The following is a 23,406-nucleotide window of genomic DNA, read 5'->3' on the forward strand; positions in this document are numbered from 1 at the left end:
GCTCTTGCCACAAAACGAAGCCGCCGGCGCTCGCTTTTCGCGGACGCCGGCGATGATGGTTGACAGGGCTGGCCTCAGGCCGCCTTCATGTCCTGCTGCAGCGGGATCTCGACGTCGATCTCCAGAACCGAGACGGTCGGGCCGCGATCCATGGTGACGACAACCTTGTCAGGGTCGATGTTGACATGCCGGGCGATGACCGCGACGATCTCGCCACGAAGAAGCGTCACGAGGTCGGACGGGTCGCCGGCGAGGCGTTCATGTGAGAGGAGCACTTGCAGACGTTCCCGAGCGGTTGGCGCCGAGCTTTCCCGGCGGAAAATCCGGAATATGTTCATGCTGCCCTCCGGCCGAAGAGCTTGTCGAAGATGCCGCGCTTGTCGCCAGGCATGGTGACCGGCACGTCCTCGCCGGCGAGCCGGCGGACGGCTTCGCTGTAGGCCATGGCCGGGGCGGAACGCGGATCGGCGAGCGTGACCGGCGTGCCGAGGTTCGAGGCGCGCAGTACATCGGTGCTTTCCGGGATCACGCCGAGCAGCGGGATCGACAGGATTTCGAGCACGTCGTCGACCTTCAGCATGTCGCCGCGCTCGGCGCGGTTGACGTCGTAGCGGGTGAGCAGCAGGTGCTTTTCCATGCGCTCGCCGCGCTCTGCCTTCTGGGTCTTGGCGTCCAGCAGGCCGATGATCCGGTCGGAGTCGCGAACGGAGGAAACTTCCGGATTGGTGACGACAACGGCGGCATCCGCATGGCGCATCGCAAGGGTGGCGCCGCGTTCGATACCGGCCGGGCTGTCGCAGACGATCCAGTCGAAATAGCGCTTCAGCTGTTCCATGACATCATCGACGCCTTCGGTCGTCAGCGCGTCCTTGTCGCGGGTCTGGGAGGCTGCGAGCAGGAAGAGGTTGTCGAGCCGCTTGTCGCGGATCAGCGCCTGCGGCAGCTTCGCATCGCCCTGGATGACGTTGATGAAGTCGTAGACGACGCGGCGTTCCGCGCCCATCACGAGATCGAGATTGCGCAGGCCGACGTCGAAATCGATGACGACGGTGCGTTCGCCGCGCTGGGCGAGCGCGGCCCCGATGGCGGCGGTGGTCGTGGTCTTGCCGACCCCGCCCTTGCCCGATGTGACGACGATGACTTTGGCCATGTTCTTCTCCTCTGGTCCGGCCGCTGACGGCTCAGGCAATGGTTTCGGCAACGATCGATTCCCCGTCGAGCCACAGATGCGCGGGCTTGCCGAGCATTTCCGGCGGCAGGTCTTCGGCCGTCTTGTAGATTCCGTCGACGGCAAGCAGTTCCGCCTCGAGCTTGCGGCAGAAGATCGCCGCGCTGGGGTTGCCGGACGTGCCGGCGAGCGCGCGTCCGCGCAGCGTGCCGTAAACGTGGATCGAGCCGCCGGCGATGACTTCGGCACCCGAGGCGACCGAACCGAGCACGGTCACGTCACCCTCGGGGAAGATCACGGTCTGGCCGGAGCGCACCGGCTCGCGCAGCACCAGCGAGGAAGAGCCGTGTACCGCAAAAGCGGGGCCGGACTTTTCGGCGGCCCTCTGCACGGCGGCCGGCTTGCGCTCTCCTGCATTGTCTTCCGGCACTTCGATCTCGGCGCCTTCGAGCCCGCCCTTGAGCTGAGGCGGCATCGTGGCATCGAACAGCGACGGTCGACCACCCTCGATGCCCATGATCCGGACATTGCGGGCGGCGAGCTCGTCGATCAGCTCCCGCAGCTCGGCACGGCTGATATCGAGCTCGGCGATGTCGAGCACGACGGGACGCGAGAGAAAGAAACCCGCCGAACGCGCGGCGAGGTCTTCCAGCCGGGCCAGCCAGTCTGCGACCGGCAGTTCCGGGGTCAGGACGACCGCGAGGAAGGAGCGGCCCTTGATGCGGATTGCACGAGCTTCTGTTAGCACTTTGCTCATCTCGGTTAAGAAATCATTTCGAAAATAGCTATCTGCGTCGTGGTTAACGAAGGGTTAACGGTCAGGCGGAGAAGGGGCGCTGATTTAAATTTTGTTCACAGATAGATAATTGCTGCGACGATGCATCGGCGTCGGGTCGTGCAGTTGCTGCCAACTGATTTTCACGCTGAGATGGAAATCGTGCGCTCATGCACCAACACTCGATAGCTGTTCGTTAGTCAGTCGGCTGCGAAATAACACCTTCGACCGCCAACCCACGGCATGCTTCACCTTTGACGGCTATGGAGGCTTGTTGCAGTCGCCTCTGCCCGTCCGATCTATTTGCTTGCTTGCATCAGAAGCGACTGGAACCATGCCTCATCGCGAACGGAACGCAGATCGTCGTCTTCAAGGAGGTGTTGAGCAAGCGGCAAAGTGCCACTGCGCAGCGCCTTCTCCAAGTCTTTCTGACAGCCTTCCGCATCGCCTAGCAAGGCAAGTATACACGCGCGGTTATAGGTTGCCGCAGGATTCAGAGCTACGCCGTGCTCCACCTTTTTCAAAGCTTCCTTGAACAGCGCTGGTTCCTGCTTGAGCCTCGCTAGTTCCGAGAGAGCGATGCCCCAGTTGTTCAGGAAATCCGCATCGTTGGGGTTGAGCTCCAATGATCTCTCGTACTTCTCGAACGCCTGCTCGAATAGTACCGGTTCGTGCTTAAGCCTTGCAAGGCCTGACAGGGCATTGCCCCAGTTGTTGAAGAGATCCGCTTCGTTGGGATTGAGCTCCAATGATCTCTCGTACTTCTCGAACGCCTGCTCGAATAGTGCCGGTTCCTGCTTGAGCCTTGCAAGGCCTGACAGGGCATTGCCCCAGTTGTTGAAGAGATCCGCTTCGTTGGGGTTGAGCTCCAATGATCTCTCGTACTTCTCGAACGCCTGCTCGAATAGTGCCCGTTCCTGCTTGAGCTTTGCTAGGTCCGACAGAGCGATACCCCAGTTGTTGAAGAGATCTGCATTGTCGGGCCTGAGTTCGAAGGATTTTTGGTACTTCTCGAGCGCCTGCTCCAGCAGCGCCGGTTCCTGCTTGAACTTGGCTAGGGTCGAGAGAGCGACGCCCCAGTTGTTGAAGAGAGTCGCATTGTCGGGGTTGAGTTCCAAGGACTTCTCGTACTTCTCAAGCGCCTGCTCCAGCAGCGCCGGTTCCTGCTTGAACTTGGCTAGGGTCGAGAGAGCGACGCCCCAGTTGTTGAAGAGAGCCGCATCGTCGGAGTTGAGTTCTAAGGACTTCTGGTACTTCTCGAACGCTTGCTCTAAAAGTGCCGGTTCCTGTTTGAGTCTGGCCAAGTCTACTAGGACATTGCCCCAGTTGTTGAAAACTTCGGGAAAATTTGGTCGGAGCTTTGCCGCCTTTCCGTATTCTACAGCTGCCGACAAATACAGTTCTATGTCGTTTCCGAGTTCCGCATCCTCCGCAATGCGACAAGCACGAGAAAAGTGCGCCCAAGCCTGTGTCTCAACGTCTATATCGTTAATTCTATCAGAAGTTTCATTGGGGGTGGGGGGTTGGTCAATAAGGTCCTCCGGTCTTCCTTCAACAACTGCTTTCTGCGTGGGCGAGAACCTGAGCGCATCGCGGTGCAAATCCAGTCGCTCTGTCGTGTCCTTCAGAAGGTCGATCGACTGCCTCGTCATCTCCAAGGGAAACGGTGCTATTTCCGTAAGCTCGGTCTTTAGATGGCCCGCAGGATCGGCAAAAACTTTGGGAGGAAAGCAGCCAAGTTCCTGTGCAAGCTCGATCATGAAGGCGTCAGCATCCGCACCTCCGAGATAATGGCAGTATCGACCGTGATCGCTATTAAGAAGATCTCGGATGTGTTGCCTTGGTGCTTCAGAATAACCTACCCAATAGATATGCCGGCGGCCATGGTAGCACTCTTTGAGTATCGGGAAGACCTGATCGGCCTCGCCGCTGTAGCCGATTACAAGTAGATTTGCGTTATTGTACACATTGGTGATGAGCGGCTTTAGCTTGTCCGCGTGGTTAGCCGTTTCCCTCGTCGAGTTCATCATCACAGGGCCGACGCCTTGACCGTGCAAGTGGACGATACAAGGGTCTGACAAAAAATCGACTTCCTCCGCTGGCGCTATGCCAAAGTCATATGTCGCCGGATAGAGCCCGAGAAGGCCGCAAGCACGAGCCAGAACGTTGTCGAAGTTGAACGTTAAAACGCGCCTCACATGCTTTTCCTTCATCATGCAGGCGAGGGCAATATGGGCCCAATTTATGCGTGATTTTTTTAAATATTCGTCGAGAAAGTCATGGCGCTCATCGATGGATAGTTCGTTCATGCATGCGCCATAGTCAGTGCGTTGCCCCTTCGGGAGCCTGTCGATCCGCTCGGGATAATCTGATGCAATCTGTCTGACGAGTTCGCTCGCTAGAGGAATTCCCGCCGATTTTGAGAGCCCCGCTCCTGTCAGGAAATCGAATTTCTTTGGCGAACGTCGTATTGTGCTCACAAGCTCCTGGATATCGGCTTTGTATTTTGTCATTTCACCCCCTACAGCTGCCTCAGCAGCCTTAGATTGCATCGTTCGCTAATCTGGTCAATCTCGTGGGAGGGGCGGCAAATATTGACGTGAACGTAAGCGTAATTTAGACTTTTCCGCATGCCTGTCCACGAAGACGAAATAGGCCATTGCCTGTCGCGTCGTGGCTCGACAAGCGGGCTTCGTTTTGCCAAGGAAGGAGGCAAATCGGGGCACCAGGAAAGAAAAAGGTGAGGATATGACCGAGGCGATGGAACTGCCTGAGCGCGAGAGCATGGAATTCGACGTGGTGATCGTCGGCGCGGGGCCGGCGGGCCTGTCTGCCGCGATCCGTCTCAAACAGGTCAATCCGGACCTGACGGTCGTCGTGCTGGAAAAGGGTGCTGAAGTCGGCGCCCATATTCTCTCCGGGGCCGTGGTCGATCCGATCGGTGTTGACGCGCTGCTGCCCGGCTGGCGCGAGGAAGAGGGCCATCCCTTCAAGACGGAAGTCACCGACGACCACTTCCTGTTCCTCGGCCCTGCCGGCTCGATCCGACTGCCGAACGCCTTGATGCCGCCGCTGATGAACAATCACGGCAACTACATCGTCTCGCTCGGCAATGTCTGTCGCTGGCTTGCGACCAAGGCGGAAGAACTTGGCGTCGAGATCTATCCGGGCTTTGCCGCATCCGAAGTGCTCTATAACGATGCGGGCGCAGTGATCGGTGTCGCCACCGGCGACATGGGCATCGAGAAGAACGGCGAGCCGGGTCCCAACTATACGCGTGGCATGGAACTGCTCGGCAAGTATGTTCTGATCTCGGAAGGCGTGCGTGGGTCGCTGGCCAAGCAGCTGATCGCCAAATTCGACCTGCAGAAGGACCGCGAGCCGCAGAAATACGGCATCGGCCTCAAGGAACTCTGGCAGGTCACGCCGGAGAACCACAAGCCCGGCCTCGTGCAGCACTCGTTCGGCTGGCCGCTCGGCATGAAGACCGGCGGCGGCTCCTTCCTCTATCACCTCGAAGACAACATGGTCGCCGTCGGCTTCGTCGTGCACCTCAACTACAAGAACCCCTATCTCTTCCCGTTCGAGGAGTTCCAGCGCTTCAAGACCCATCCGGCGATCGCCTCGACCTTCGAGGGCGGCAAGCGGCTGTCCTACGGCGCCCGCGCGATTACCGAGGGCGGCTACCAGTCGGTGCCGAAGCTTTCCTTCCCGGGCGGCGCGCTGATCGGCTGTTCCGCCGGCTTCGTCAACGTGCCGCGCATCAAGGGGTCGCACAACGCCGTGCTGTCGGGCATGCTGGCGGCGGAGAAGATCGCCGAGGCGATCGCCGCCGGCCGGGCCAATGACGAGCCGGTCGAGATCGAGAACGCCTGGCGCTCCACCGCGATCGGCAAGGATCTGAAGCGCGTGCGCAACGTCAAGCCGCTGTGGTCGAAGTTCGGCACGGCGATCGGCGTGGCGCTCGGCGGCCTCGATATGTGGACCAACCAGCTGTTCGGCTTCTCCGTCTTCGGCACGCTGAAGCACGGGAAGACCGATGCCGAGAGCCTGGAGCCGGCTGCGAACCACAAGCCGATCGACTATCCGAAGCCCGATGGCGTGCTGACCTTCGATCGCCTGTCGTCGGTGTTTCTCTCCAACACCAACCACGAGGAGGACCAGCCGGTTCATCTCAAGGTGAAGGACATGGACCTGCAGAAGCGCTCCGAACTCGGCGTCTATGCCGGTCCTTCGACCCGCTACTGTCCGGCCGGTGTCTATGAATGGGTAGAGAAGGACGGTGACGAGGTTTTCGTGATCAACGCCCAGAACTGCGTCCACTGCAAGACCTGCGACATCAAGGACCCTAACCAGAACATCACCTGGGTGCCGCCACAGGGCGGCGAGGGGCCGGTTTATCCGAATATGTAGCGGTAGATCACGGCGTATATCCTAGGCCAAGCGCCTCCGCGATCCTCGCGAGTCGCTTGTCGCGAGTCAGCAAGCGTGTGCCATCGAGCAACCTTGCCGAGGCCAACAGATGGGCATCGACATAACCAATGCCGCTGCCCATGAGGGAATGTTGCCTGATCAACACCAGAACTTCCAAGTCCTTCGCCACCTTGGCTTGCGGCAGTTCGGAGAGCGATTGAAGGACCAAATCATAGTTCGGCATTGAACCGAGCGCCACTTCGCCCATCACGAAGGGATGGACCAGAAGCTGCTTCCGTTTCAGCAGAAATTCGACATGTTCTTCTCGTCTTCGGAGATGATCGATCCAGATCGACGTGTCGAGCAATATCACTCTGACTTGTCCCAGTCTGATCCGCCCCAAGTCCCATCAAGGTTCCAGCGGCGTCTTGGCGGAGCTTCAAGATCGGGCGCGCTGCCGCCGAGCATGATGAGGCGACGCGCGGCTTCGTCCTGTATCAGCCTTGTAAGGGCTTCTTTTAAAAGTACGGATCTTTCCTTGATCCCCGTAATCTCTTGAGCCCTCGCAACGAGGTCGTCGTCCAGCGTTACCGTCGTTCTCATTCGCGTTCTCCTGATGCATCAAAAATAGCATCAGATGATGGCATTTTCAACGCAGCAGCCTAAGAACAGACGAATAGCACGTTTCGTCGACCACATCAGAAGCAGTGAGCTTACGGCGTGGCTGCGAAATCCCCTCTCCAACCAAACACAGCCTCTGGACAGATACGCCCGCACGTTGTTTTCTTCCGGGATAACGCGGCGGCGGAGGTTGCATGTCCGGCATGAGCGAGCACCCGGCGCCCTTTCGCGCCCAGACGATCGAACTGTTTTTCGACCTGGTCTTCGTTTTCACGATCACGCAGATCACCCACCTCGTCGAGCACGCCCATGGGGCGGTCGACTACCTCTATGCGCTCTCCGTGCTGATGCTGGTCTGGTGGATGTATGGCGGCTACATCTGGCTGACAAATCACGCGCATACGCCGAAGACCATGCGGCTGGTGCTGGTCGCGGCGATGGCGGGTTTCCTCGTGATGGCGCTCGCCATTCCAGAGAGCAATGGCGATGGCCGGCTGGTCTTCGGTCTTGCCTATCTCTACATCGTCGCCCTGCATTTCCTTGCGTTTCTCTGGCAGGGCGGCAAACCGGCCGCGCGCGCCATGCTGCGCATCGTGCCCTTCAACATCGCCGCAGCCCTGCTGGTGATCGCCGCCGGCATGATCGAGGCGGACTGGTCCTGGATCCTGCTCCTGGCGCCGGCGCTCCTCTACGTCGTCGTAACCATCGCCAATACTGGGGATGGCTTCGCGCTCGATGCCGGCCACTTCGTCGAGCGCCACGGACTGCTGCTGATCATTGTGCTCGGTGAGATCATCATCGCCGTCGGCAGCGGCTTTGGTGGCCTGCCGCATGACCTCAGTGCGTTTGCCATGCTTCTCCTGGCTGTCGCGCTCGTTGCCACATTGTGGTGGAGTTACTTCGACCGTGACGATGCGCTGGCGGAACACCGCATGCTGCAGGCCGACAACAGGAAGCGCACGCGCATTGCGCTGTTCGGTTATAATGGGGCGCATCTCTTCATGATCGCCGGACTGATCCTTGTGGCAGCCGGACTAAAAGTGGGCACAGTCTCGTTGGCTGCTTATACCGGCGGGCACGGTGCCGATGCGGCTCACGGCTCCGACGCCATCCTGCTGTGGGGCCTGGCGCTTTACCTCCTTGCCGATGCCGCCTTTCGCGCAATCGCCGGTCTAGGTCCGCTCGTGCTCCGACTGCTCGGAGCGATCGTCTTCGGGGCGCTGGCCGCGTTCGTTCACGGAATTCATGGCACGCCTCTGGTGGCGCTGGCGCTTGGCATCCTTCTTCTCCTGCTCGTGGTCGAGACCATCCTGTCTCGGGGCAAATCCGCGATCGCCTGACTGTCAGGAACCGGCGCGCCCGGCCTTGGGGCTCGTTCCCGTCAGCCGCCGGAACATGGCAATGAACGCCGAGGGATTGCCGTAGCCGAGGCGGCGCGAAATGGCCTGGACACTGTGACCGTCCTCCAGAAGCGACAGCGCGGCCAGCACGCGCAACCGCTGTCGCCAGTCGTTGAACGACATGCCAAGCCTCTCCTGGAACCTGCGCGACAGGGTTCTCTCCGTTTTCCCCACAAGCCGTCCGAACTCCGCCAGTGATCTCCGGTCCCCGGGGTTCTCCTGCAATTGCAGGAGGATTGGTGCGACGAGCGGGTCGTCGGAAACGGGTAGATAGTGATCGAAACGGCGCGCCGAGCGGATGCGGTCGACGATGACCATCGCCAGCCGCAAGTCCTCCTCCGTTCTGGGATGCCGGATACCGCGCTCGGCGAAATCCGCATGGATCGCCTTTAGAAGCGGTCCAAGCTCCAGCATGCATGGCTTTTGTGGCAGATCGTGGCAGAGGTCGCGCGCGACGTAGGTGGTGACATAGCGGATGTCGCGACGGTTGCTGGCATCATGCTCGGCGTCTGGCGGAATCCAGATCGCATATTGCGGCGGCGAGAGATAGCGAACGCCCTCGACCGTGATCTCTGCAACGCCCTGCAGCGCATAGTTCAACTCGCCCCAGACCTGCCGCTTCGGCGGGAAGACCATGCCGGCCGGATAATACTCGGTTCGGAAATAGATTGGCTCCGGCGGCTCGCCATCAACTCCACCATATTCGATGACCATGACCGGACTCCGTCATATGATTTCCGTTATTCGCTATATAACGCGTTTTCGACAGTTGCTAGAGGAGAGACCCGAAGCGCGGACGGCAGGAGAAGACCAATGGTGGATACGGCAATAGGTGAAACTCGGTCTGCCGCTTTGGCCGATGCTCTCTACCCCATCGCCACGATTCTGATCTGGTCGGGAAACACGATCGTCACCAAAGCATCCGCTGGTGTCATCGCGCCGGAATCGATCTCGTTCTATCGCTGGCTTATCGCCTTTGCAGTGCTGACTCCACTGGTCGCTTCGAGCGTCTGGCGCCACCGAGCGCTCGCTTTCGCGTACCTGCCCAAGCTTTTCGTGCTGGGCATGCTTGGCATGGTTATCTACCAGTGCCTGGCGTATGTGGCGGCGGAGACGACAACGGCGGTCAACATGGGCGTGCTCGTTGCGTCCATGCCGCTGATCTCGGTGCTTCTGGCGTCTGCGCTCGCGGGCGAGGGGCTGACATCCCGGACGATTCTCGGCGGGCTTGTCTCGCTCGTCGGCCTCGTCTTTCTCGCCGCACGCGGCGATCTTGCAGAGCTTGTGCGAAGCGGTGTCCATATCGGCGACGTACTGATGCTGGTCGCCATTGTGGCGAATTCCTTCTACGGCGTGCTGTTGCGGCGCTGGTCGCTGGCGCTTCCGATGTGGCCGCAACTGTGGTGGCAGATCGGGTTTGCGGTTCTGGTGCTCTTTCCCCTCTGGCTGATGAGCGACATCTCGCCGGTCACGGCGGAGAGCCTGCCGCTGGTGCTGTTCGCCGCGCTGCCGACCTCGCTGCTGGCTCCGTTTCTGTGGATGCAGGCGATCCGCAAGCTGGGAGCGGCACGCAGCGCGCTTTACATCAACCTTGTCCCGGTGTTCGTCGCGACGCTTGCCTGGCTGGTGCTGGGCGAAGCCCTCCAGGGCTACCATCTCCTGGGCGGCGGCTTGGCCTTGCTCGGCGTAGCGGTCGGGGTGTCGAGCCGCCGTCCTATACCGAAGGCTGGCTGAAGCTCCCACATTTTCGACGCATTGATGAACGCGCTCCAACCAGCATTAGCAGTTCATTAACCATAAAATCCTTAGTTTGCGTCAACTCCGACGCATTACCAAGGATCATCCGATGACGATTTCCCGCCGTGGCCTCCTGATCGGCCTGCCGCTGTTTCTTGCCGGCTGCCAAACCAACAGCGATCACGCCAACTACGGTCAGGTTGAGGACAATGGCTACAAGATCGCCAAGATCCCGCTCGACAAATTCGACAAGGATCTGCGCCGGCAGGAGGTCGCTTACACGACCACCCACGCTGCCGGCACCATCGTTGTAGATACTCCGGCTCGGCGGCTCTATTACGTGCTTGGCGGTGGACGCGCCATGCGCTACGGCATCGGCGTCGGCCGCAACGGCTATGCCCTGGCCGGCACCGCCTATATCGGCCGCAAGGCGGAATGGCCGAGCTGGACGCCGTCGCCGAACATGCTGCGCACCAATCCGGAAAAGAACATGAAATATGCCGGCGGCGTGCCCGGCGGCCCGAACAACCCGCTCGGTGCCCGCGCGCTTTACCTCTATCGTGGCGGCAACGACACCATGTTCCGCATCCACGGCACCAACCAGCCCTGGTCGATCGGTCAGGCCATGTCGTCCGGCTGCGTGCGCATGATGAACCAGGATGTGATCGACCTCTACCAGCGCGCCAAGGTCGGCGGTAAAGTCGTCGTCCTGCAGGCCTGAGCTGATCCGAGCCCACTCTGTGGAACCCCGCCGAAGCGAAACCGCCCGGCGGGGTTTTATATTTATGCAGTATGTATCTAAGTTCGCCGCGATAGAATCCCGGTCGACAGAAGCACCCCGACCCCGGTGATCATCGCGGCCGTGATCGTCGCCCAGCCGAGTGGCTCTCCGAGAAAGAACGCGCCCCCAAAGGCGGCGGCGGCCGGTGTGACGGCGGTATAGGCGGCTGCCTGCGTGCCTCCAAGCGACCGTACGGCGGCTCCATAGAGCACGGTCGCGGCGAGACCCGACAGCAAGCCCTGCGTCACCACCTGCAATCCGATTTCGGCCATCGGTGCCTCGTGCAGGTGCGTGCCGAGAAACGGCAGAAGCAGGAGGTTGATGACCGTCGACCAGAAGCAGATCAGTGCGCCTCCCTCGAACGCCGTCAGCCCGGAATGGCGGAAGGCGTGGGTATAGGCCGCCCACAGCGTCGCGCCGATCGGCAGGATCACGAAGCTTTTCCACGTCAACCCGGCATCGGCGGAGCTACCGAACAACAACAGCAGCCCGCCGGCGAGGATCGCGAGAATGCCGAGACGGCGCAACGGATCCGGTCTTTCTCCAAGAACCAGAATGCCGATGAGGGCCGCGGCGAGCGGCATCGTGCCGGGCAGCAATACGCCTGCGGCGGAGGCCGGCGTAGACCGCATGCCGAAGCCGACGATCTGAAAGAAGAGGGCACCCGATCCAAGAACCATCAACACGAGGGGCAACTTCTTGACCCGCTTCGGCCAGATGCCTGTCCGCATGAGAACAGGCGTCAGCACGATTGCGGGAATGCCATAGCGCAAGAGGCTGAGGTCAAGTGCGGTTAGGGAGGTTCCGACGCTGTGACGCGTCGAGACCAGCCACGCGGCCCAGATGAGCACCACCGAGAGTGCGGAGAGGGCGCCAAGGCCGGCGGACAGGGAAGGGGAAGCGGCGGGGGTGGCTGCGGTCATGGTCGGGTCTCCGGAAGCGCTGTGATAATACCCGGTGCTGCACTGACATGTCCTTGCCATTTCTGCCCCATAATCGTATCTGGTTGGCAGAAAATTGCGCTGATCCGGTTTAGAGGTGGGGCTATTGCCAAAACTCGATGAATTCGATGTCGCCATCATAGATGCTCTGCAGGACAATGCGCGGGCGACCAATGTCGAGATCGCCGAAAAGGTGAACCTCTCCCAGTCCCCATGTCTCAGGCGCATACGGGCATTGGAGGAGCGCGGTGTGATCAGGGGATACCGCGCCGACCTGGATCGTCAGGCGGTAGGGCTCGAGCTTACCGTTTTCGTAGCCTTCAAGGTGATCCGCCACAGCCGGGAGAACGCACAGGAGTTTCAGCAGGCGCTGATGGAAATCCCGGAGATCGTCTCCTGCTACATGATTTCCGGCGACCTCGATTTCCTGGCGGAAGTCGTGGTCGAAAACCTCGCTGCCTACGAGCGACTGCTGACCGAGCGCATGCTCGTCCTGCCCCAGGTGACAGATATTCGCTCGAACTTCGCCATCCGCTCGGTGAAGACCGGCGGCCCGCTGAAGCTGCCGCCGGCGAGGGGGTAGATTATCCGTCCTCGCCGAAGTGATTATCGATATCGCGATGCCCTTCCAACACGGCGACAACCTCCAGCACATCGTCGACGTAGCGAAAAAAGATCACGTAACCCCGATACGCGAAGCTTCTGACATCGGTGCGAAGTTCGGGTCGAGGACGGCCAAGTTCCCCGGGCAAACTGGCAAGGTTCCTGCACCGCGCGCGCAGTCTGTCTACGAAGCTTCGGGCCAGGGCTACATCGCCGCTCTGGCTGGCAATGTAGGTCATGATGTTCAGCAGGTCGGCCTTAGCGCTCTCGAGGTAGCGCAGCCGCCGCATTTCAACGAGCCTTTTGCCCAAGCTCGCCGGCCCTGATATCGAGAGCGGACGCAAGGTCTTCGTCGTCGATCGAGCCACCGGTTTCGATGGCGTTGTTCAGGTGGCTTCTGAGCGCCTGGAGCTTGACCTCCCGCTCCTCCAAGAGGCGCAAGCCTTCGCGCACGACTTCGCTCGCTGAGCTGTAGCGCCCGGTTTCGAGGGTGTTTTCGATGAATTTTTCCCAGCGTTCGCCGATCGATACGTTCATGACCATCATCCAACAGACTGGCTGGAGGATATCATCGATAACATAAAGGGCGCAATTGTTGGTATTGACCGGCGGCCCGCTGAAGCTGCCGCCGGCCAAGGTCTAGGCGCGATCAGAAGCCTTCCAAAACGATCTTGCCACGGGTGCGCCCGGACTCGACGGCCGCATGGGCCTTCTTGAGGTTCTCCGCGGTGATCGTGCCGACCGTCTCGGCGAGCGTCGTGCGGACCGTGCCGGCGTCGATCATATCGGCGACCTTGTTGAGAAGCCGGTGCTGCTCGATCATATCAGGCGTCTGGAAGACGGCGCGGGTGAACATGAACTCCCAGTGCACCGACACGGCCTTGCGCTTGAAGCGCATGATATCGAAGCCGCCCTTCGGGTCATCGATGATCGCGATCCGGCCCTGCGGTGCGATGATCTCCGCGAAGGCATCCGCATGCTGCTCGCTCTGCGTCAGCGCGTAGATAAAGGCGGGCGCGCCGATGCCGAGCGCCGCATACTCGGCCGCCAGTGGCTTCGAGTGGTCGATGACATAGTCGGCGCCGAGCGCCTTGACCCATTCGGCGGTTTCGGCACGCGATGCCGTGGCAATGATCGTGAGGTCGGTCAGCTGCTTGGCGAGCTGGATCGTTATCGATCCGACGCCGCCCGCGCCCCCGGTGATCAGGATCGCGTGATTGGCGCCCGGCACCTTGTCCTGGACTTTCAAGCGGTCGAACAGCGCCTCGTAGGCCGTGATCGTCGTCAACGGCAGGGCGGCAGCTTCGGCGAAGCCGAGGCTCTTCGGCTTGAAGCCGGCAATCCGCTCATCGACGAGGTGCAGTTCGCTGTTGGTGCCGGGGCGTGCGATGGAGCCGGCATAGTAGACCTCGTCGCCCGGCTTGAAGAGGCTCACCTTCTCACCCACCGCCTTCACGACGCCGGCAGCGTCGAAGCCGAGAATGCGGTGTTCGCCGTCGACCGGGGCCGCGCCGGAGCGGACCTTTGTGTCGACCGGGTTGACGGACACGGCCTTCACCTCGACCAGCAGGTCGTGGCCGGATGCGACCGGATCCGGCAGGGTGATGTCGACGAGCGACTCGGGTGACGTGATGGGGCCGGGCGTCTTGTATCCGACAGCGCGCATGGAAAGCTCCTTGGTTGTTTGCACCCGATCCAGTTGATGCATATAATCGCATTATGCAAGAATGCACATTTTTTGAATATACCGACATTTTATGTTGGTAGTATCAAAAAGGATACCGTGAAATGTCACGCCCTCGCGCCAAGCTGAACAGCAATTTTCCGGGTTGTCCGGTGGAGTCGACTTTGAGCCTGCTCGACGGCAAGTGGAAGGGGGTCATTCTCTTCCACCTGTTCAAAAGCGGCACGCTGCGTTTCTCGGAGTTGCAGCGAAACCTGCCGAGCATCACCCAGCGGATGCTGACCAAGCAGTTGCGGGAACTCGAGGACAACGGCCTGGTCGAGCGCAAGGTCTATCCCGTCGTTCCGCCGAAAGTGGAATACAGCCTCACCCGCATCGGCCGCAGCCTTGAGGACGTGATCATGGTGCTGGCGAAATGGGGAAACACCCACGTCATCTGCGAGGACGGGCGCAAATATGTGACGCTTCCGGACGATCCGTCCTCGATGCTGGAACTGCCGATTTCGGCCGAGCGCTCAGCGGCGACCTGAGGCCCGCTTCTCCATTGCGATCGAAATCAGGAAGATGATGAGGCCCACGGCGGAAAAGCCCGCGCCGACAAATCCGGTCGAGGCATACCCATAGCCCCAGGCGATCGCGAGCCCTCCCAGCCAGGCGCCGAGTGCGTTGGCAATGTTGAAAGCCGAATGGTTGGACGCGGCGGCGAGTGTCTGCGCGTCGGCCGCGACGTCCATGATCCGGATTTGCACGGCCGGGCAGGCGGCAAAGCCGAAGCCGGTCAGGAAGACGCAGACGAACAACATCACCGGGTTGTGCGCCGTCAGCGAGAAGACCGACATCATGCCGACGTTGAAGGCGAGCATTCCACCGATCGTGCCCTTCAGCGACCAGTCCGCCAGCCGGCTCCCAAGCACGTTTCCGACATTCATGCCGATGCCGAAGAGCGCCAGAACGAGCGCCACCGTCGTGGCGGGCAGACCTGCCGTATCCGTCGTCGTCTTGGCGATGTAGCTGAAGATCGCGAACATGCCGCCGAATCCCGTCGCCGCGACGGCAAGCGTCAGCCAGACCTGCAGCCGGCCGAAGGCCCCCAGTTCCCGGCGGATGCTGGCGCCGGCGGCGACCTCGTCTCTCGGCAAGAACAAGGCGATGAGCACCACCGTCAGCGCGCCGACGCCGCCAACCAGGAGGAAGGCGGAGCGCCAACTGAGCATCTGCCCCAGGAAGGTCGCGATCGGCGTTCCGATGAGCGTGGCGATGGTCAGGCCGAGCATCACGCGACCCACTGCGCGCGCCCGGCGATGCGGTGGAACCATGGAGGCCGCCACAAGCGCCGCAACACCGAAATAGGCGCCATGTGGCAGCCCCGTGATGAACCGCAATGCCGTGAAGCTCAGGAAATCGGGCGCGATCGCCGAGAGCGCGTTTCCGAGAGCGAAAAGCCCCATCAGCATCAGCAGGAGGGTCTTGCGCGGCAGCTTGGCGGCGAGCGCGGCGATGACAGGCGCGCCCACCACGACGCCCAGCGCATAGGCGCTGATGACGCGACCGGCTTCTGGAACGCTGACATCATAGGCCGTCGCGACCTCGGGCAGAAGACCCATGATTGCGAACTCCCCGGTGCCGATGCCGAAGCCGCCGACCGCGAGTGCGACTTCGATCAGGATTGCAAGCGACGGCGAGATCGCCGTGTCAGCACGCGCCGGCTCGGCTGCGGACGGGGAGAGCGCGGTCATGTCGGTCATTGGAAGTCCTGGAAGCAGCGGGTGGGCACGCGCTGGTGGCGCCGCCCGATGGGTTCGGAAGAATACTTAGCATTTATCATCCTTTTGTGCGTCGCCGCAAAGCAAAAGCTTGAAATGGCCTCACCCTCTCCCGATTTGTGGAAGACGCGGTGAAACAACGGCGGACGCCACGCGTTTGTGTCGCGCTGTGACCGGTCACCGAAATGAAGATCGAACGAGGCATCATGAAGCTGAGAGCAGTGCTGAACCGTGACGGTGGCACATTCCGCACCACCGACATGGCCGATTTCTGCGCCAGGACAACGGAGGCGTTTGCCCGTGCGGGCAAGGAGCTGGAGTGCCGGATCGTGGCCGGCTCCGAGGTTGTCGGTGCCCTCGAGGAGGCCTGCGCCCATTCCGGCCTCGACGGCGTCATCGCCGGCGGTGGAGACGGAACGATTTCTGCTGCTGCGGGGCTGGCTTGGCGTGCGGGCCTTCCGCTTGGCGTTATTCCGGCGGGAACGATGAACCTCTTCGCACGCGCGCTGAAGATGCCATTGGATATCCACCAGGCGGTCGAAGCGCTGGCGACCAGCCCTGTCCGATCGGTCGATATTGCGACAGCCAATGGCCGCCCTTTCGTGCACCAGTTTTCGGCCGGCATGCACGCCCGCATGGTCCGTATGCGCAACCAGATGGAATTCGCCAGCCGGCTCGGCAAGATGCGGGCGAGCTCGCAGGCGGTTCTCGGTGTTATTCTCGACCCGCCGCGGTTCGAGGTTGCATTCGACCTTGACGGCGACGGAAAGCCGGAAAATCGCGATGTATCGGCAATCTCGGTATCGAACAATCCGTTCGGGGCGAACGCTCTTCTCGTGCAGGACGATCCCGCAGGCGGCAAGCTGGGCGTCTATTTCGCCGCGCCCGTTCCGTCTGCAGGTGTCGCAAAGCTCGCCTTCGATATCCTGCGGGGACGGCTGAAGGACAATGAAGCGGTCGATCATGGCACGGCGCGGACCGTGCGATTGCACTTCCCCAAGCACCGGAAAGGCGCACTTTGCGTCCTCGACGGCGAACTGCTGCGCATGCCTGAATATGTGGAGATCCGTCAGCATCCCGGAGAATTGCGGGTCATCGCTCCGGCGGCCGTCGCGACTTTGGCTCAGGCTGTCGGATAAATCACGCCCTTCCGCAAAATCATGTTGGCATAGAGCGCCGGCTCGCTGGTGTGCACCACCGTGTGGGCAGCCTTGACCCGGTCATAGAAGGCGGCGCCGACGAGCGGGGTGATCGACCGGCCGGGCGCATGGCGTTCGCAGACCTCGATCATCGCACGGTGAATGGGATCAAGGCGCTCGGCATCCGGCCCGACCGTGGACCGGAAAAGCGCCTGATCGACGAAATCGTCGACCGGCAGCACGCTGAGGATCGCGTCGAGAACCCGCACGATTCCATGGCCATCGGCCCGGATCAACCGCCGGCCATGTTCCAGTGCCGGATAGTTCCCGTCGACGACGGCGATTTCGTCGCCGTGTCCCATGGCCCGTAATGTGGCCAAAAGTTCCGGTCCGAGCAGCGGGTCAAGCCCCTTCAGCATTCTCGATCTCCTTGAAAAGCACGGTCTGGTCTATGTGGTAGCGGTTGAAGATCGGCAGGCTGGCGCCGCCGATCGCGCGCGCCTGGGCGCCAACCTGTCCCTCGACGATGTCGGGCACGACGATGCCCTGCAGGTCGAGCTTGTTCAGTTCCTCCACGGTCGCCCGCACCAGTCGTTCGCGCACCCAACCGGGAAAGCCGCCGTCGATCACGGCGGCGGAGAAGTCGATGATCGATGATGCTGCGACGATCGCCTGGGCAAGCGCGGCGGCACTGTCGCGGATCCAGATTTCCAAAGGCTCGCCGAAGTCGATCCACTGGTCGGCCGCATACCAGAGCGGCTGTGGATCGATACCCCTGTCCCGCAGCAGCCGTTCCAGCACGAAGATCGACGCGATTTCGAGCAACTGCCGGGTCTCGCCGTTTTTGTTGCGCACCGGCAGCGGGCCGATCGCCCCGGCTGTGCCGGTGCGGCCGACGAACAGCGCCGAATTGAGCACGATGCCGCCGCCGATGAAGGAACCGACGTAGAAATAGACGAAATCCGGATAGCGCGGCCCGATGCCGAAGACGAGTTCGGCCCCACAGGCGCTGGTCGCGTCGTTCTGGAGATAGACCGGGTAGGGGAGACGGGCCGCGACCTCGGCCTGAAGGTCGAAGCCCCGCCAGGCATCCATTGCCCCGGCCGGCGCTCCCACCTCGGGTGCCCAGTTCCACAGTTCGAATGGCGCGGATATGCCAACGCCGGCGATCGCAGCACGCTGCGTCGTCGAGAGCTTTGCCTCCAGGTCGGCAATGCCGCGCGTCACGAAATCGATGATGCGCCTGGGATCGGGGTAGGGATAGGTGAAGTGGCGGTTGAGACGGATCTCGCCGACGAAATCCATCAGCACCAGATCTGCGCTGCGGCGGCCCATCTTCAAGCCGAAGGAGTAGACGGCATCCGGATTGAGGCGCATCGGCACCGAAGGCTGCCCGACGCGTCCACGCGTCGGCTCGCCCCGCATCAGCAGGCCGTCCTTTTCCAACGACCGCATGATGACGGAGACCGTCTGTGCCGACAGTCCGGTAAGGCGGGCGATTTCGGCTTTGGAAACGCCCGCATTGCGTCGGACGAGCGACAGCACGAGCCGCTCGTTGTAGGCCCGCACGCGCACCTGGTTCGCACCGCCGCCGGTCGTGGTGACCAGCGTCGAAGCATCGCCCGCGCCGGGGATGTTGTCCGAGAATGTCATGGCCGCATCCTCCCTCGATCCGCCCGGCCCTTGTTAGCGGATCGGCCGTAGAATGTCACAGCGAATTAATAATTCAACTGGATTTATTTATTGACAATCAGAAAACTCTGATGTTCATTCTGGGCCGTGGAGGAGAGGCGAGCCGGGAAGCTCGTCGGCCGGCGTGGAGGCGCCACAAAGCCACGTGAAGGGTCCGCGGGTGCGGATCTCTAACGCCATTTCGGGAGGAAAATCATGAAGAAGTCCCTGTTCGCAGCATCCATGGCAGCGCTTGCGCTCGGTTGCGTCTTTGCCGCTCCGGCAAGCGCCGCCGACGTGTCGGCCTGCCTGATCACCAAGACCGACACCAATCCCTTCTTCGTCAAGATGAAGGAAGGCGCGACCGCCAAGGCCGCCGAGATCGGCGTGACGCTGAAGTCTTATGCCGGCAAGATTGACGGCGATTCCGAAAGCCAGGTTGCGGCAATCGAAACCTGCATCGCCGATGGCGCCAAGGGTATCCTGCTCACCGCATCCGACACCAAGGGCATCGTCCCGGCCGTGCAGAAGGCCCGTGACGCCGGCATCCTCGTCATCGCTCTCGACACGCCGCTCGAGCCTGTCGATGCCGCTGACATGACTTTCGCCACCGACAACCTGCTCGCCGGCGAACTGATCGGAAAGTGGGCCGCCGCAACCCTCGGCGACGCCGCGAAGGATGCCCGGATCGCCTTCCTGAACCTGACCCCGTCGCAACCGTCGGTCGACGTTCTGCGCAACCAGGGCTTCATGAAGGGCTTCGGCATCGACGTGAAGGACATCAGCAAGATCGGCGACGAAGATGATCCGCGCATCGTCGGCCATGACGTCACCAACGGTAACGAGGAAGGCGGCCGCACCGCCATGGAAAACCTTCTGCAGAAGGATCCGTCGGTCAACGTCGTCCACACCATCAACGAACCGGCTGCCGCCGGCGCCTATGAAGCGCTGAAGGCCGTCGGCAAGGAAGGCGACGTGCTGATCGTTTCCGTCGATGGCGGTTGCCCGGGCGTCAAGAACGTCGCCGAAGGTGTGATCGGCGCGACATCGCAGCAATACCCGCTGCTGATGGCGTCGCTTGGCATTGAGGCGATCAAGAAGTTCGCCGACACCGGCGAGAAGCCTGCCGCCACCGAAGGCAAGGACTTCTTCGACACCGGCGTTGCCCTTGTCACCGACAAGCCCGCAGCCGGCGTCGAGTCCATCGACACCAAGGAAGGCATGGACAAGTGCTGGGGTTGATCTGACTTAGCCCGTGAAAGACTATGAGTGGCGCGGTTGGTTGGTCCTTTCCGCGCCGCTACGGGCAGCGACCGATCGCCTGGGCGGACGGGAGATCGGTCGCTTTTTATTTGCACGGGACGGATGCATCAGGGAGGACGAAACATGCAGCAAGAGGTGAAAGCCGCGGGGCCGAGCCAGGAGTTCGAGAAGGTGCTGGGCGGAAGCTCCAACCAGGTCGCCTCCTTCGAACGGAACAAGTCGGTCATAGAGCGCTTCCAGCATTTCCTTCATTCGAGCCCGGCGGCGGTGCCGCTGATCGTGCTCATCCTGTCCCTGGTCGCCTTCGGCGCGATCCTCGGCGGCAAGTTCTTCTCCGCCTTCACGCTGACGCTGATCCTCCAGCAGGTGGCGATCGTCGGCATCGTCGGCGCGGCCCAGAGCCTTGTCATCCTGACCGCAGGTATCGATCTTTCTGTCGGCGCGATCATGGTCCTGTCCTCCGTCGTGATGGGGCAGTTCGCCTTCCGCTACGGTCTTCCACCTGAAATCGCCGTCCTGTGCGGCTTCATCGTCGGTGGCTTTTGCGGCTGGATCAACGGCGCGCTGATCGCCTGGATGCGCCTTCCGCCCTTCATCGTCACGCTCGGCATGTGGCAGATCGTGCTGGCGTCCAACTTCCTCTATTCGGCCAATGAGACCATTCGCGCCCAGGATATCGAGGCCAACGCGCCCATCCTGCAATTCTTCGGCAACAACATACGCATGGGCGGAGCGGTCTTCACCTATGGCGTCATTGCCATGGTGCTGCTCGTCGCCCTGCTCTGGTATGTCTTGAACAGGACGGCTTGGGGCAGGCACCTCTATGCGGTCGGTGACGATCCGGATGCGGCGGAACTGGCGGGCGTCAACGTCAAGCGCATGCTGGTCTCCGTCTATACGCTGTCCGGCCTCATCTGCGCGCTGGCCGGCTGGGCCCTGATCGGCCGTATCGGTTCGGTCTCGCCGACCGCCGGCCAGTTTGCCAACATCGAAAGCATCACGGCCGTCGTAATCGGCGGTCTCTCGCTCTTCGGCGGGCGCGGCTCGATCCTCGGCATGCTCTTCGGGGCGCTGATCGTCGGTGTCTTCTCCCTCGGCCTGCGCCTCATCGGCACCGACCCGCAATGGACATACCTCTTGATCGGCGTGCTCATCATCGGCGCCGTGGCAATCGACCAGTGGATCAGAAAGGTGGCAGGCTGATGACCAGGGAACCCATTCTCACCGCTCGCGGTCTGATCAAGCGCTACGGCCGCGTGACCGCCCTCGACCAAGCCGATTTCGATCTCTACCCGGGCGAAATCCTCGCCGTCATCGGCGACAACGGCGCTGGTAAATCCTCGCTGATCAAGGCGATTTCCGGTGCCGTGACACCCGACGAAGGCGAGATCCGTCTGGAGGGGCGGCCTGTGCATTTCCGCTCGCCGATCGAGGCCCGCAAGGCCGGGATCGAGACCGTCTACCAGAACCTCGCGCTGTCGCCGGCGCTGTCGATCGCCGACAACATGTTCCTCGGCCGCGAACTCCGCAAGCCGGGCGTAATGGGCAAGGTCTTCCGCAGCCTCGACCGTCCGGCGATGGAAAAGTTCGCCCGCGACAAACTGTCGGAACTGGGGCTGATGACGATCCAGAACATCAACCAGGCGGTGGAAACCCTGTCCGGCGGCCAGCGCCAAGGCGTTGCCGTCGCCCGCGCCGCCGCATTCGGCTCGAAGGTGGTGATCCTCGATGAACCGACAGCGGCGCTTGGGGTCAAGGAAAGCCGCAAGGTTCTCGAACTGATCCTCGACGTGCGCGCCCGTGGCCTGCCGATCGTGCTGATCTCGCATAACATGCCGCACGTGTTCGAGGTGGCGGACCGCATCCATGTCCACCGGCTCGGCAAGCGCCTCTGCGTCATCAATCCGAAGGATTACACCATGTCCGACGCGGTCGCCTTTATGACCGGCGCCCGCCCGGCGCCTGACGAGGGTATCGCCGCGTGACGCTCACGCCTGACGCCATCGCCGATGACATCATCAGCCGGGCGGGTTCCGCCCGGCGTTTTCTCGTCGCCATCGCCGGTCCGCCAGGAGCCGGCAAGTCGACGCTGGCCGAGCGGCTCCGGGACATCCTGGTGGCCCGTGGCGAGGCCGCGGTCGTACTGCCGATGGACGGTTTCCACATGGACAACGCCATTCTCGAAGCGCGCGGCCTGCTGCCACGCAAGGGCGCGCCTGAGACCTTCGACGTGCGTGGCTTTATCGACATCGTCCGCGCCGTGCGGGCAGGGGGCGAGGTGCTCTTGCCGGTCTTCGACCGCGACCGCGAGATCACCATCAATGCCGCGCGGGAAATTACACCCGGAGACCGGATCATCCTGGTGGAGGGCAACTACCTGCTGCTCGACCGAGACCCCTGGCGGCAACTCGCGCCACTCTTCGATTTCACGATTTTCGTCGCCCCGTCGATGGACGAACTCACCCGCCGACTGACCGCCCGCTGGCAGGGCTACAACATGGATGCCGACGGTATCGACTGGAAGCTACACGGCAATGATCTGCCGAACGGTCGGCTTGTGATCGAGGCGAGCCGCAAGGCGGATGTGATGCTGGAGAGTTTCGACGATCAGCCCAGTTCGAGCGTCGTCACACCATAGACGCCGGCAAGCGCAACGGCCGGCGCCTTGCCGCGATACATCCGCGCGGTGGTGAAGCCGGGCGTGAAGCCCGCGTGTTCCAGCGTTTCCGCGAAACCGACCTGATGCTGGGGGACGTCGATGGCGAGCAGGCCGTCGCGCCGGCTGGCGAGGCAGGCGGCAAAGAGGTTCTCGGCCGTCTCTTCGTCGGTTGCGAAGAGCGGACCGATCTTGGCGCCGTCGCCACAGTCCCGAACCACGGCAAAGCCGGTGATCTGGCCGTGTGTCTTGCGGACGAAGGCCGAGCGTGGAGCCGTCAGCCACGCCTTCAGGAATTGCGTTCGGTCCGTGGGGAAATGGCGCCGGTCGAGTTGGACGAGAGCGGCAAGGTCGTCCTCGGCCGCCGGGCGGACGCTTGGCGGCGTGGCCATACTCTTAGGTGCCACGCCCGACCAGCGCACGGTCTCGTAGAGCGGAGCAAAGCCCATGCTGGCGTAGTTCCCCTGCTGCTCCGGCACGCCGTCGAGGCCGATGACGCGATCGCCAAGATAGCTCATGCCGGCATCCCAGACCCGCCGGCCGAACCCTTGGCCCCGGAACATGGGTCGACAGATATAGAGGCCGATGAAGCCGAAGCTCGTGTCGTAGGCGATGGCGGCGATGCCCGCGGCCAGTTCGCCGTTGACGAAGCAGCCGATGAAACCGTCCGGATCGGCGGCGCGGAAGGCCTCGGCATCCCCGAGACCCGGATTCCAGCCTTCGCCGGCCGCCCAGCTGACGAGGTTCGTCACCTCGGCCGGCTCCAATGTCCGCACCACAACGCCGCCCAT

At 62.0% G+C, this 23,406-nt stretch carries 26 protein-coding genes; 11 read left to right on the plus strand and 15 right to left on the minus strand.

Features of this window, described 5'->3' with window-relative positions; translation table 11 throughout:
* Positions 1–74: 74 nt before the first annotated feature.
* The 4 genes from minE to J5J09_RS07210 all read right to left on the minus strand — a co-directional run bounded on the left by minE (position 75) and on the right by J5J09_RS07210 (position 4,456).
* The gene (gene minE, locus J5J09_RS07195) at positions 75–338 is read right to left on the minus strand and encodes a cell division topological specificity factor MinE (RefSeq protein WP_208548984.1); all 264 of its coding nucleotides are present in this window, start codon (positions 336–338) and stop codon (positions 75–77) included.
* On the minus strand, positions 335–1,150 hold the full coding sequence (gene minD / locus J5J09_RS07200) for a septum site-determining protein MinD (RefSeq protein ID WP_208548985.1): 816 nt from the start codon (positions 1,148–1,150) through the stop codon (positions 335–337). The genes minE and minD overlap by 4 nt, the downstream gene beginning before the upstream one ends.
* Before the next feature lie 31 nt (positions 1,151–1,181).
* Entirely contained in the window at positions 1,182–1,925 is a 744-nt protein-coding gene (gene minC / locus J5J09_RS07205; RefSeq protein ID WP_208548986.1) for a septum site-determining protein MinC, read from the minus strand.
* Positions 1,926–2,242: 317 nt separating this feature from the next.
* A complete protein-coding gene (locus tag J5J09_RS07210) occupies positions 2,243–4,456 on the minus strand; it encodes a hypothetical protein (protein WP_208548987.1) in 2,214 nt (737 codons plus the stop codon).
* A gap of 235 nt (positions 4,457–4,691) precedes the next feature.
* On the opposite strand from J5J09_RS07210, the gene J5J09_RS07215 reads away from it, so the two are divergent.
* A complete protein-coding gene (locus J5J09_RS07215; RefSeq protein ID WP_208548988.1) occupies positions 4,692–6,356 on the plus strand; it encodes an electron transfer flavoprotein-ubiquinone oxidoreductase in 1,665 nt (554 codons plus the stop codon).
* 7 nt (positions 6,357–6,363) lie between these two features.
* Here the strand turns inward: J5J09_RS07215 and J5J09_RS07220 are convergent, their stop codons facing one another.
* Entirely contained in the window at positions 6,364–6,729 is a 366-nt protein-coding gene (locus J5J09_RS07220) for a PIN domain-containing protein (RefSeq protein ID WP_208548989.1), read from the minus strand.
* Positions 6,726–6,959: a type II toxin-antitoxin system VapB family antitoxin gene (locus J5J09_RS07225; protein WP_208548990.1), complete on the minus strand. Its 234-nt coding sequence runs from the start codon at positions 6,957–6,959 to the stop codon at positions 6,726–6,728. Before J5J09_RS07225 ends, J5J09_RS07220 begins: the two co-directional genes overlap by 4 nt.
* Positions 6,960–7,171: 212 nt before the next feature.
* On the opposite strand from J5J09_RS07225, the gene J5J09_RS07230 reads away from it, so the two are divergent.
* Complete coding sequence (locus J5J09_RS07230; protein ID WP_208548991.1) at positions 7,172–8,317, plus strand: low temperature requirement protein A; 1,146 nt, start codon at positions 7,172–7,174, stop codon at positions 8,315–8,317.
* A gap of 3 nt (positions 8,318–8,320) precedes the next feature.
* Here J5J09_RS07230 and J5J09_RS07235 read toward each other — a convergent pair whose 3' ends face one another.
* Entirely contained in the window at positions 8,321–9,091 is a 771-nt protein-coding gene (locus J5J09_RS07235; RefSeq protein WP_208548992.1) for a helix-turn-helix transcriptional regulator, read from the minus strand.
* 99 nt (positions 9,092–9,190) lie between these two features.
* Here J5J09_RS07235 and J5J09_RS07240 point away from each other — a divergent pair, with 99 nt between their 5' ends.
* Positions 9,191–10,111, plus strand: a complete 921-nt coding sequence (locus J5J09_RS07240) for a DMT family transporter (protein WP_208548993.1) — start codon at positions 9,191–9,193, stop codon at positions 10,109–10,111.
* 112 nt (positions 10,112–10,223) lie between these two features.
* A complete protein-coding gene (locus J5J09_RS07245) occupies positions 10,224–10,835 on the plus strand; it encodes a L,D-transpeptidase (protein WP_208548994.1) in 612 nt (203 codons plus the stop codon).
* 77 nt (positions 10,836–10,912) lie between these two features.
* Here the strand turns inward: J5J09_RS07245 and J5J09_RS07250 are convergent, their stop codons facing one another.
* A complete protein-coding gene (locus tag J5J09_RS07250) occupies positions 10,913–11,818 on the minus strand; it encodes a DMT family transporter (protein ID WP_208548995.1) in 906 nt (301 codons plus the stop codon).
* A 124-nt stretch (positions 11,819–11,942) separates the two neighbouring features.
* Between J5J09_RS07250 and J5J09_RS07255 the strand changes: the two genes are divergently transcribed.
* Positions 11,943–12,419 carry an Lrp/AsnC family transcriptional regulator gene (locus tag J5J09_RS07255; RefSeq protein WP_208548996.1) on the plus strand — a complete coding sequence of 159 codons (477 nt, stop codon included), beginning with the start codon at positions 11,943–11,945 and terminating at the stop codon, positions 12,417–12,419.
* Position 12,420: 1 nt separating this feature from the next.
* Here J5J09_RS07255 and J5J09_RS07260 read toward each other — a convergent pair whose 3' ends face one another.
* The 3 genes from J5J09_RS07260 to J5J09_RS07270 form a co-directional block, all read right to left on the minus strand.
* Positions 12,421–12,750, minus strand: a complete 330-nt coding sequence (locus J5J09_RS07260; protein ID WP_348646425.1) for a type II toxin-antitoxin system RelE/ParE family toxin — start codon at positions 12,748–12,750, stop codon at positions 12,421–12,423.
* Positions 12,731–12,976, minus strand: coding sequence for a type II toxin-antitoxin system ParD family antitoxin (locus J5J09_RS07265; RefSeq protein ID WP_208548997.1), 246 nt, complete (start codon positions 12,974–12,976; stop codon positions 12,731–12,733). The genes J5J09_RS07260 and J5J09_RS07265 overlap by 20 nt, the downstream gene beginning before the upstream one ends.
* A gap of 112 nt (positions 12,977–13,088) precedes the next feature.
* Positions 13,089–14,105, minus strand: coding sequence for a zinc-binding alcohol dehydrogenase family protein (locus J5J09_RS07270; RefSeq protein ID WP_208548998.1), 1,017 nt, complete (start codon positions 14,103–14,105; stop codon positions 13,089–13,091).
* 122 nt (positions 14,106–14,227) lie between these two features.
* Here J5J09_RS07270 and J5J09_RS07275 point away from each other — a divergent pair, with 122 nt between their 5' ends.
* Complete coding sequence (locus J5J09_RS07275; RefSeq protein WP_208548999.1) at positions 14,228–14,653, plus strand: helix-turn-helix domain-containing protein; 426 nt, start codon at positions 14,228–14,230, stop codon at positions 14,651–14,653.
* Here J5J09_RS07275 and J5J09_RS07280 read toward each other — a convergent pair.
* Positions 14,639–15,868 (minus strand): MFS transporter, encoded by a 1,230-nt coding sequence (locus J5J09_RS07280; protein ID WP_208549000.1) that lies wholly within the window; start codon positions 15,866–15,868, stop codon positions 14,639–14,641. The two genes, J5J09_RS07275 and J5J09_RS07280, sit on opposite strands and share 15 nt — an antisense overlap.
* Positions 15,869–16,092: 224 nt before the next feature.
* Here J5J09_RS07280 and J5J09_RS07285 point away from each other — a divergent pair, with 224 nt between their 5' ends.
* Positions 16,093–17,025: a diacylglycerol kinase family protein gene (locus tag J5J09_RS07285; RefSeq protein WP_208553317.1), complete on the plus strand. Its 933-nt coding sequence runs from the start codon at positions 16,093–16,095 to the stop codon at positions 17,023–17,025.
* Here the strand turns inward: J5J09_RS07285 and J5J09_RS07290 are convergent.
* Both J5J09_RS07290 and J5J09_RS07295 read right to left on the minus strand, forming a co-directional pair.
* Positions 17,010–17,444 carry an RbsD/FucU domain-containing protein gene (locus J5J09_RS07290; RefSeq protein WP_208549001.1) on the minus strand — a complete coding sequence of 145 codons (435 nt, stop codon included), beginning with the start codon at positions 17,442–17,444 and terminating at the stop codon, positions 17,010–17,012. The two genes, J5J09_RS07285 and J5J09_RS07290, sit on opposite strands and share 16 nt — an antisense overlap.
* Positions 17,428–18,678: an ROK family transcriptional regulator gene (locus J5J09_RS07295; protein ID WP_208549002.1), complete on the minus strand. Its 1,251-nt coding sequence runs from the start codon at positions 18,676–18,678 to the stop codon at positions 17,428–17,430. The genes J5J09_RS07290 and J5J09_RS07295 overlap by 17 nt, the downstream gene beginning before the upstream one ends.
* A 234-nt stretch (positions 18,679–18,912) precedes the next feature.
* On the opposite strand from J5J09_RS07295, the gene J5J09_RS07300 reads away from it, so the two are divergent.
* From J5J09_RS07300 to J5J09_RS07315, 4 genes are all read left to right on the plus strand, one after another.
* Positions 18,913–19,938: a sugar ABC transporter substrate-binding protein gene (locus J5J09_RS07300; protein WP_208549003.1), complete on the plus strand. Its 1,026-nt coding sequence runs from the start codon at positions 18,913–18,915 to the stop codon at positions 19,936–19,938.
* A 144-nt stretch (positions 19,939–20,082) separates the two neighbouring features.
* Positions 20,083–21,162, plus strand: a complete 1,080-nt coding sequence (locus tag J5J09_RS07305; protein WP_208549004.1) for an ABC transporter permease — start codon at positions 20,083–20,085, stop codon at positions 21,160–21,162.
* Entirely contained in the window at positions 21,162–21,944 is a 783-nt protein-coding gene (locus J5J09_RS07310) for an ATP-binding cassette domain-containing protein (protein WP_208549005.1), read from the plus strand. The genes J5J09_RS07305 and J5J09_RS07310 overlap by 1 nt, the downstream gene beginning before the upstream one ends.
* The gene (locus J5J09_RS07315; protein WP_208549006.1) at positions 21,941–22,597 is read left to right on the plus strand and encodes a nucleoside/nucleotide kinase family protein; all 657 of its coding nucleotides are present in this window, start codon (positions 21,941–21,943) and stop codon (positions 22,595–22,597) included. Before J5J09_RS07310 ends, J5J09_RS07315 begins: the two co-directional genes overlap by 4 nt.
* On the opposite strand, the gene J5J09_RS07320 is transcribed toward J5J09_RS07315, so the two are convergent.
* Complete coding sequence (locus tag J5J09_RS07320; RefSeq protein WP_208549007.1) at positions 22,567–23,406, minus strand: GNAT family N-acetyltransferase; 840 nt, start codon at positions 23,404–23,406, stop codon at positions 22,567–22,569. The genes J5J09_RS07315 and J5J09_RS07320 overlap by 31 nt on opposite strands.

This window comes from Ciceribacter sp. L1K22 (assembly GCF_017599385.1).
GTDB lineage: Bacteria > Pseudomonadota > Alphaproteobacteria > Rhizobiales > Rhizobiaceae > Allorhizobium.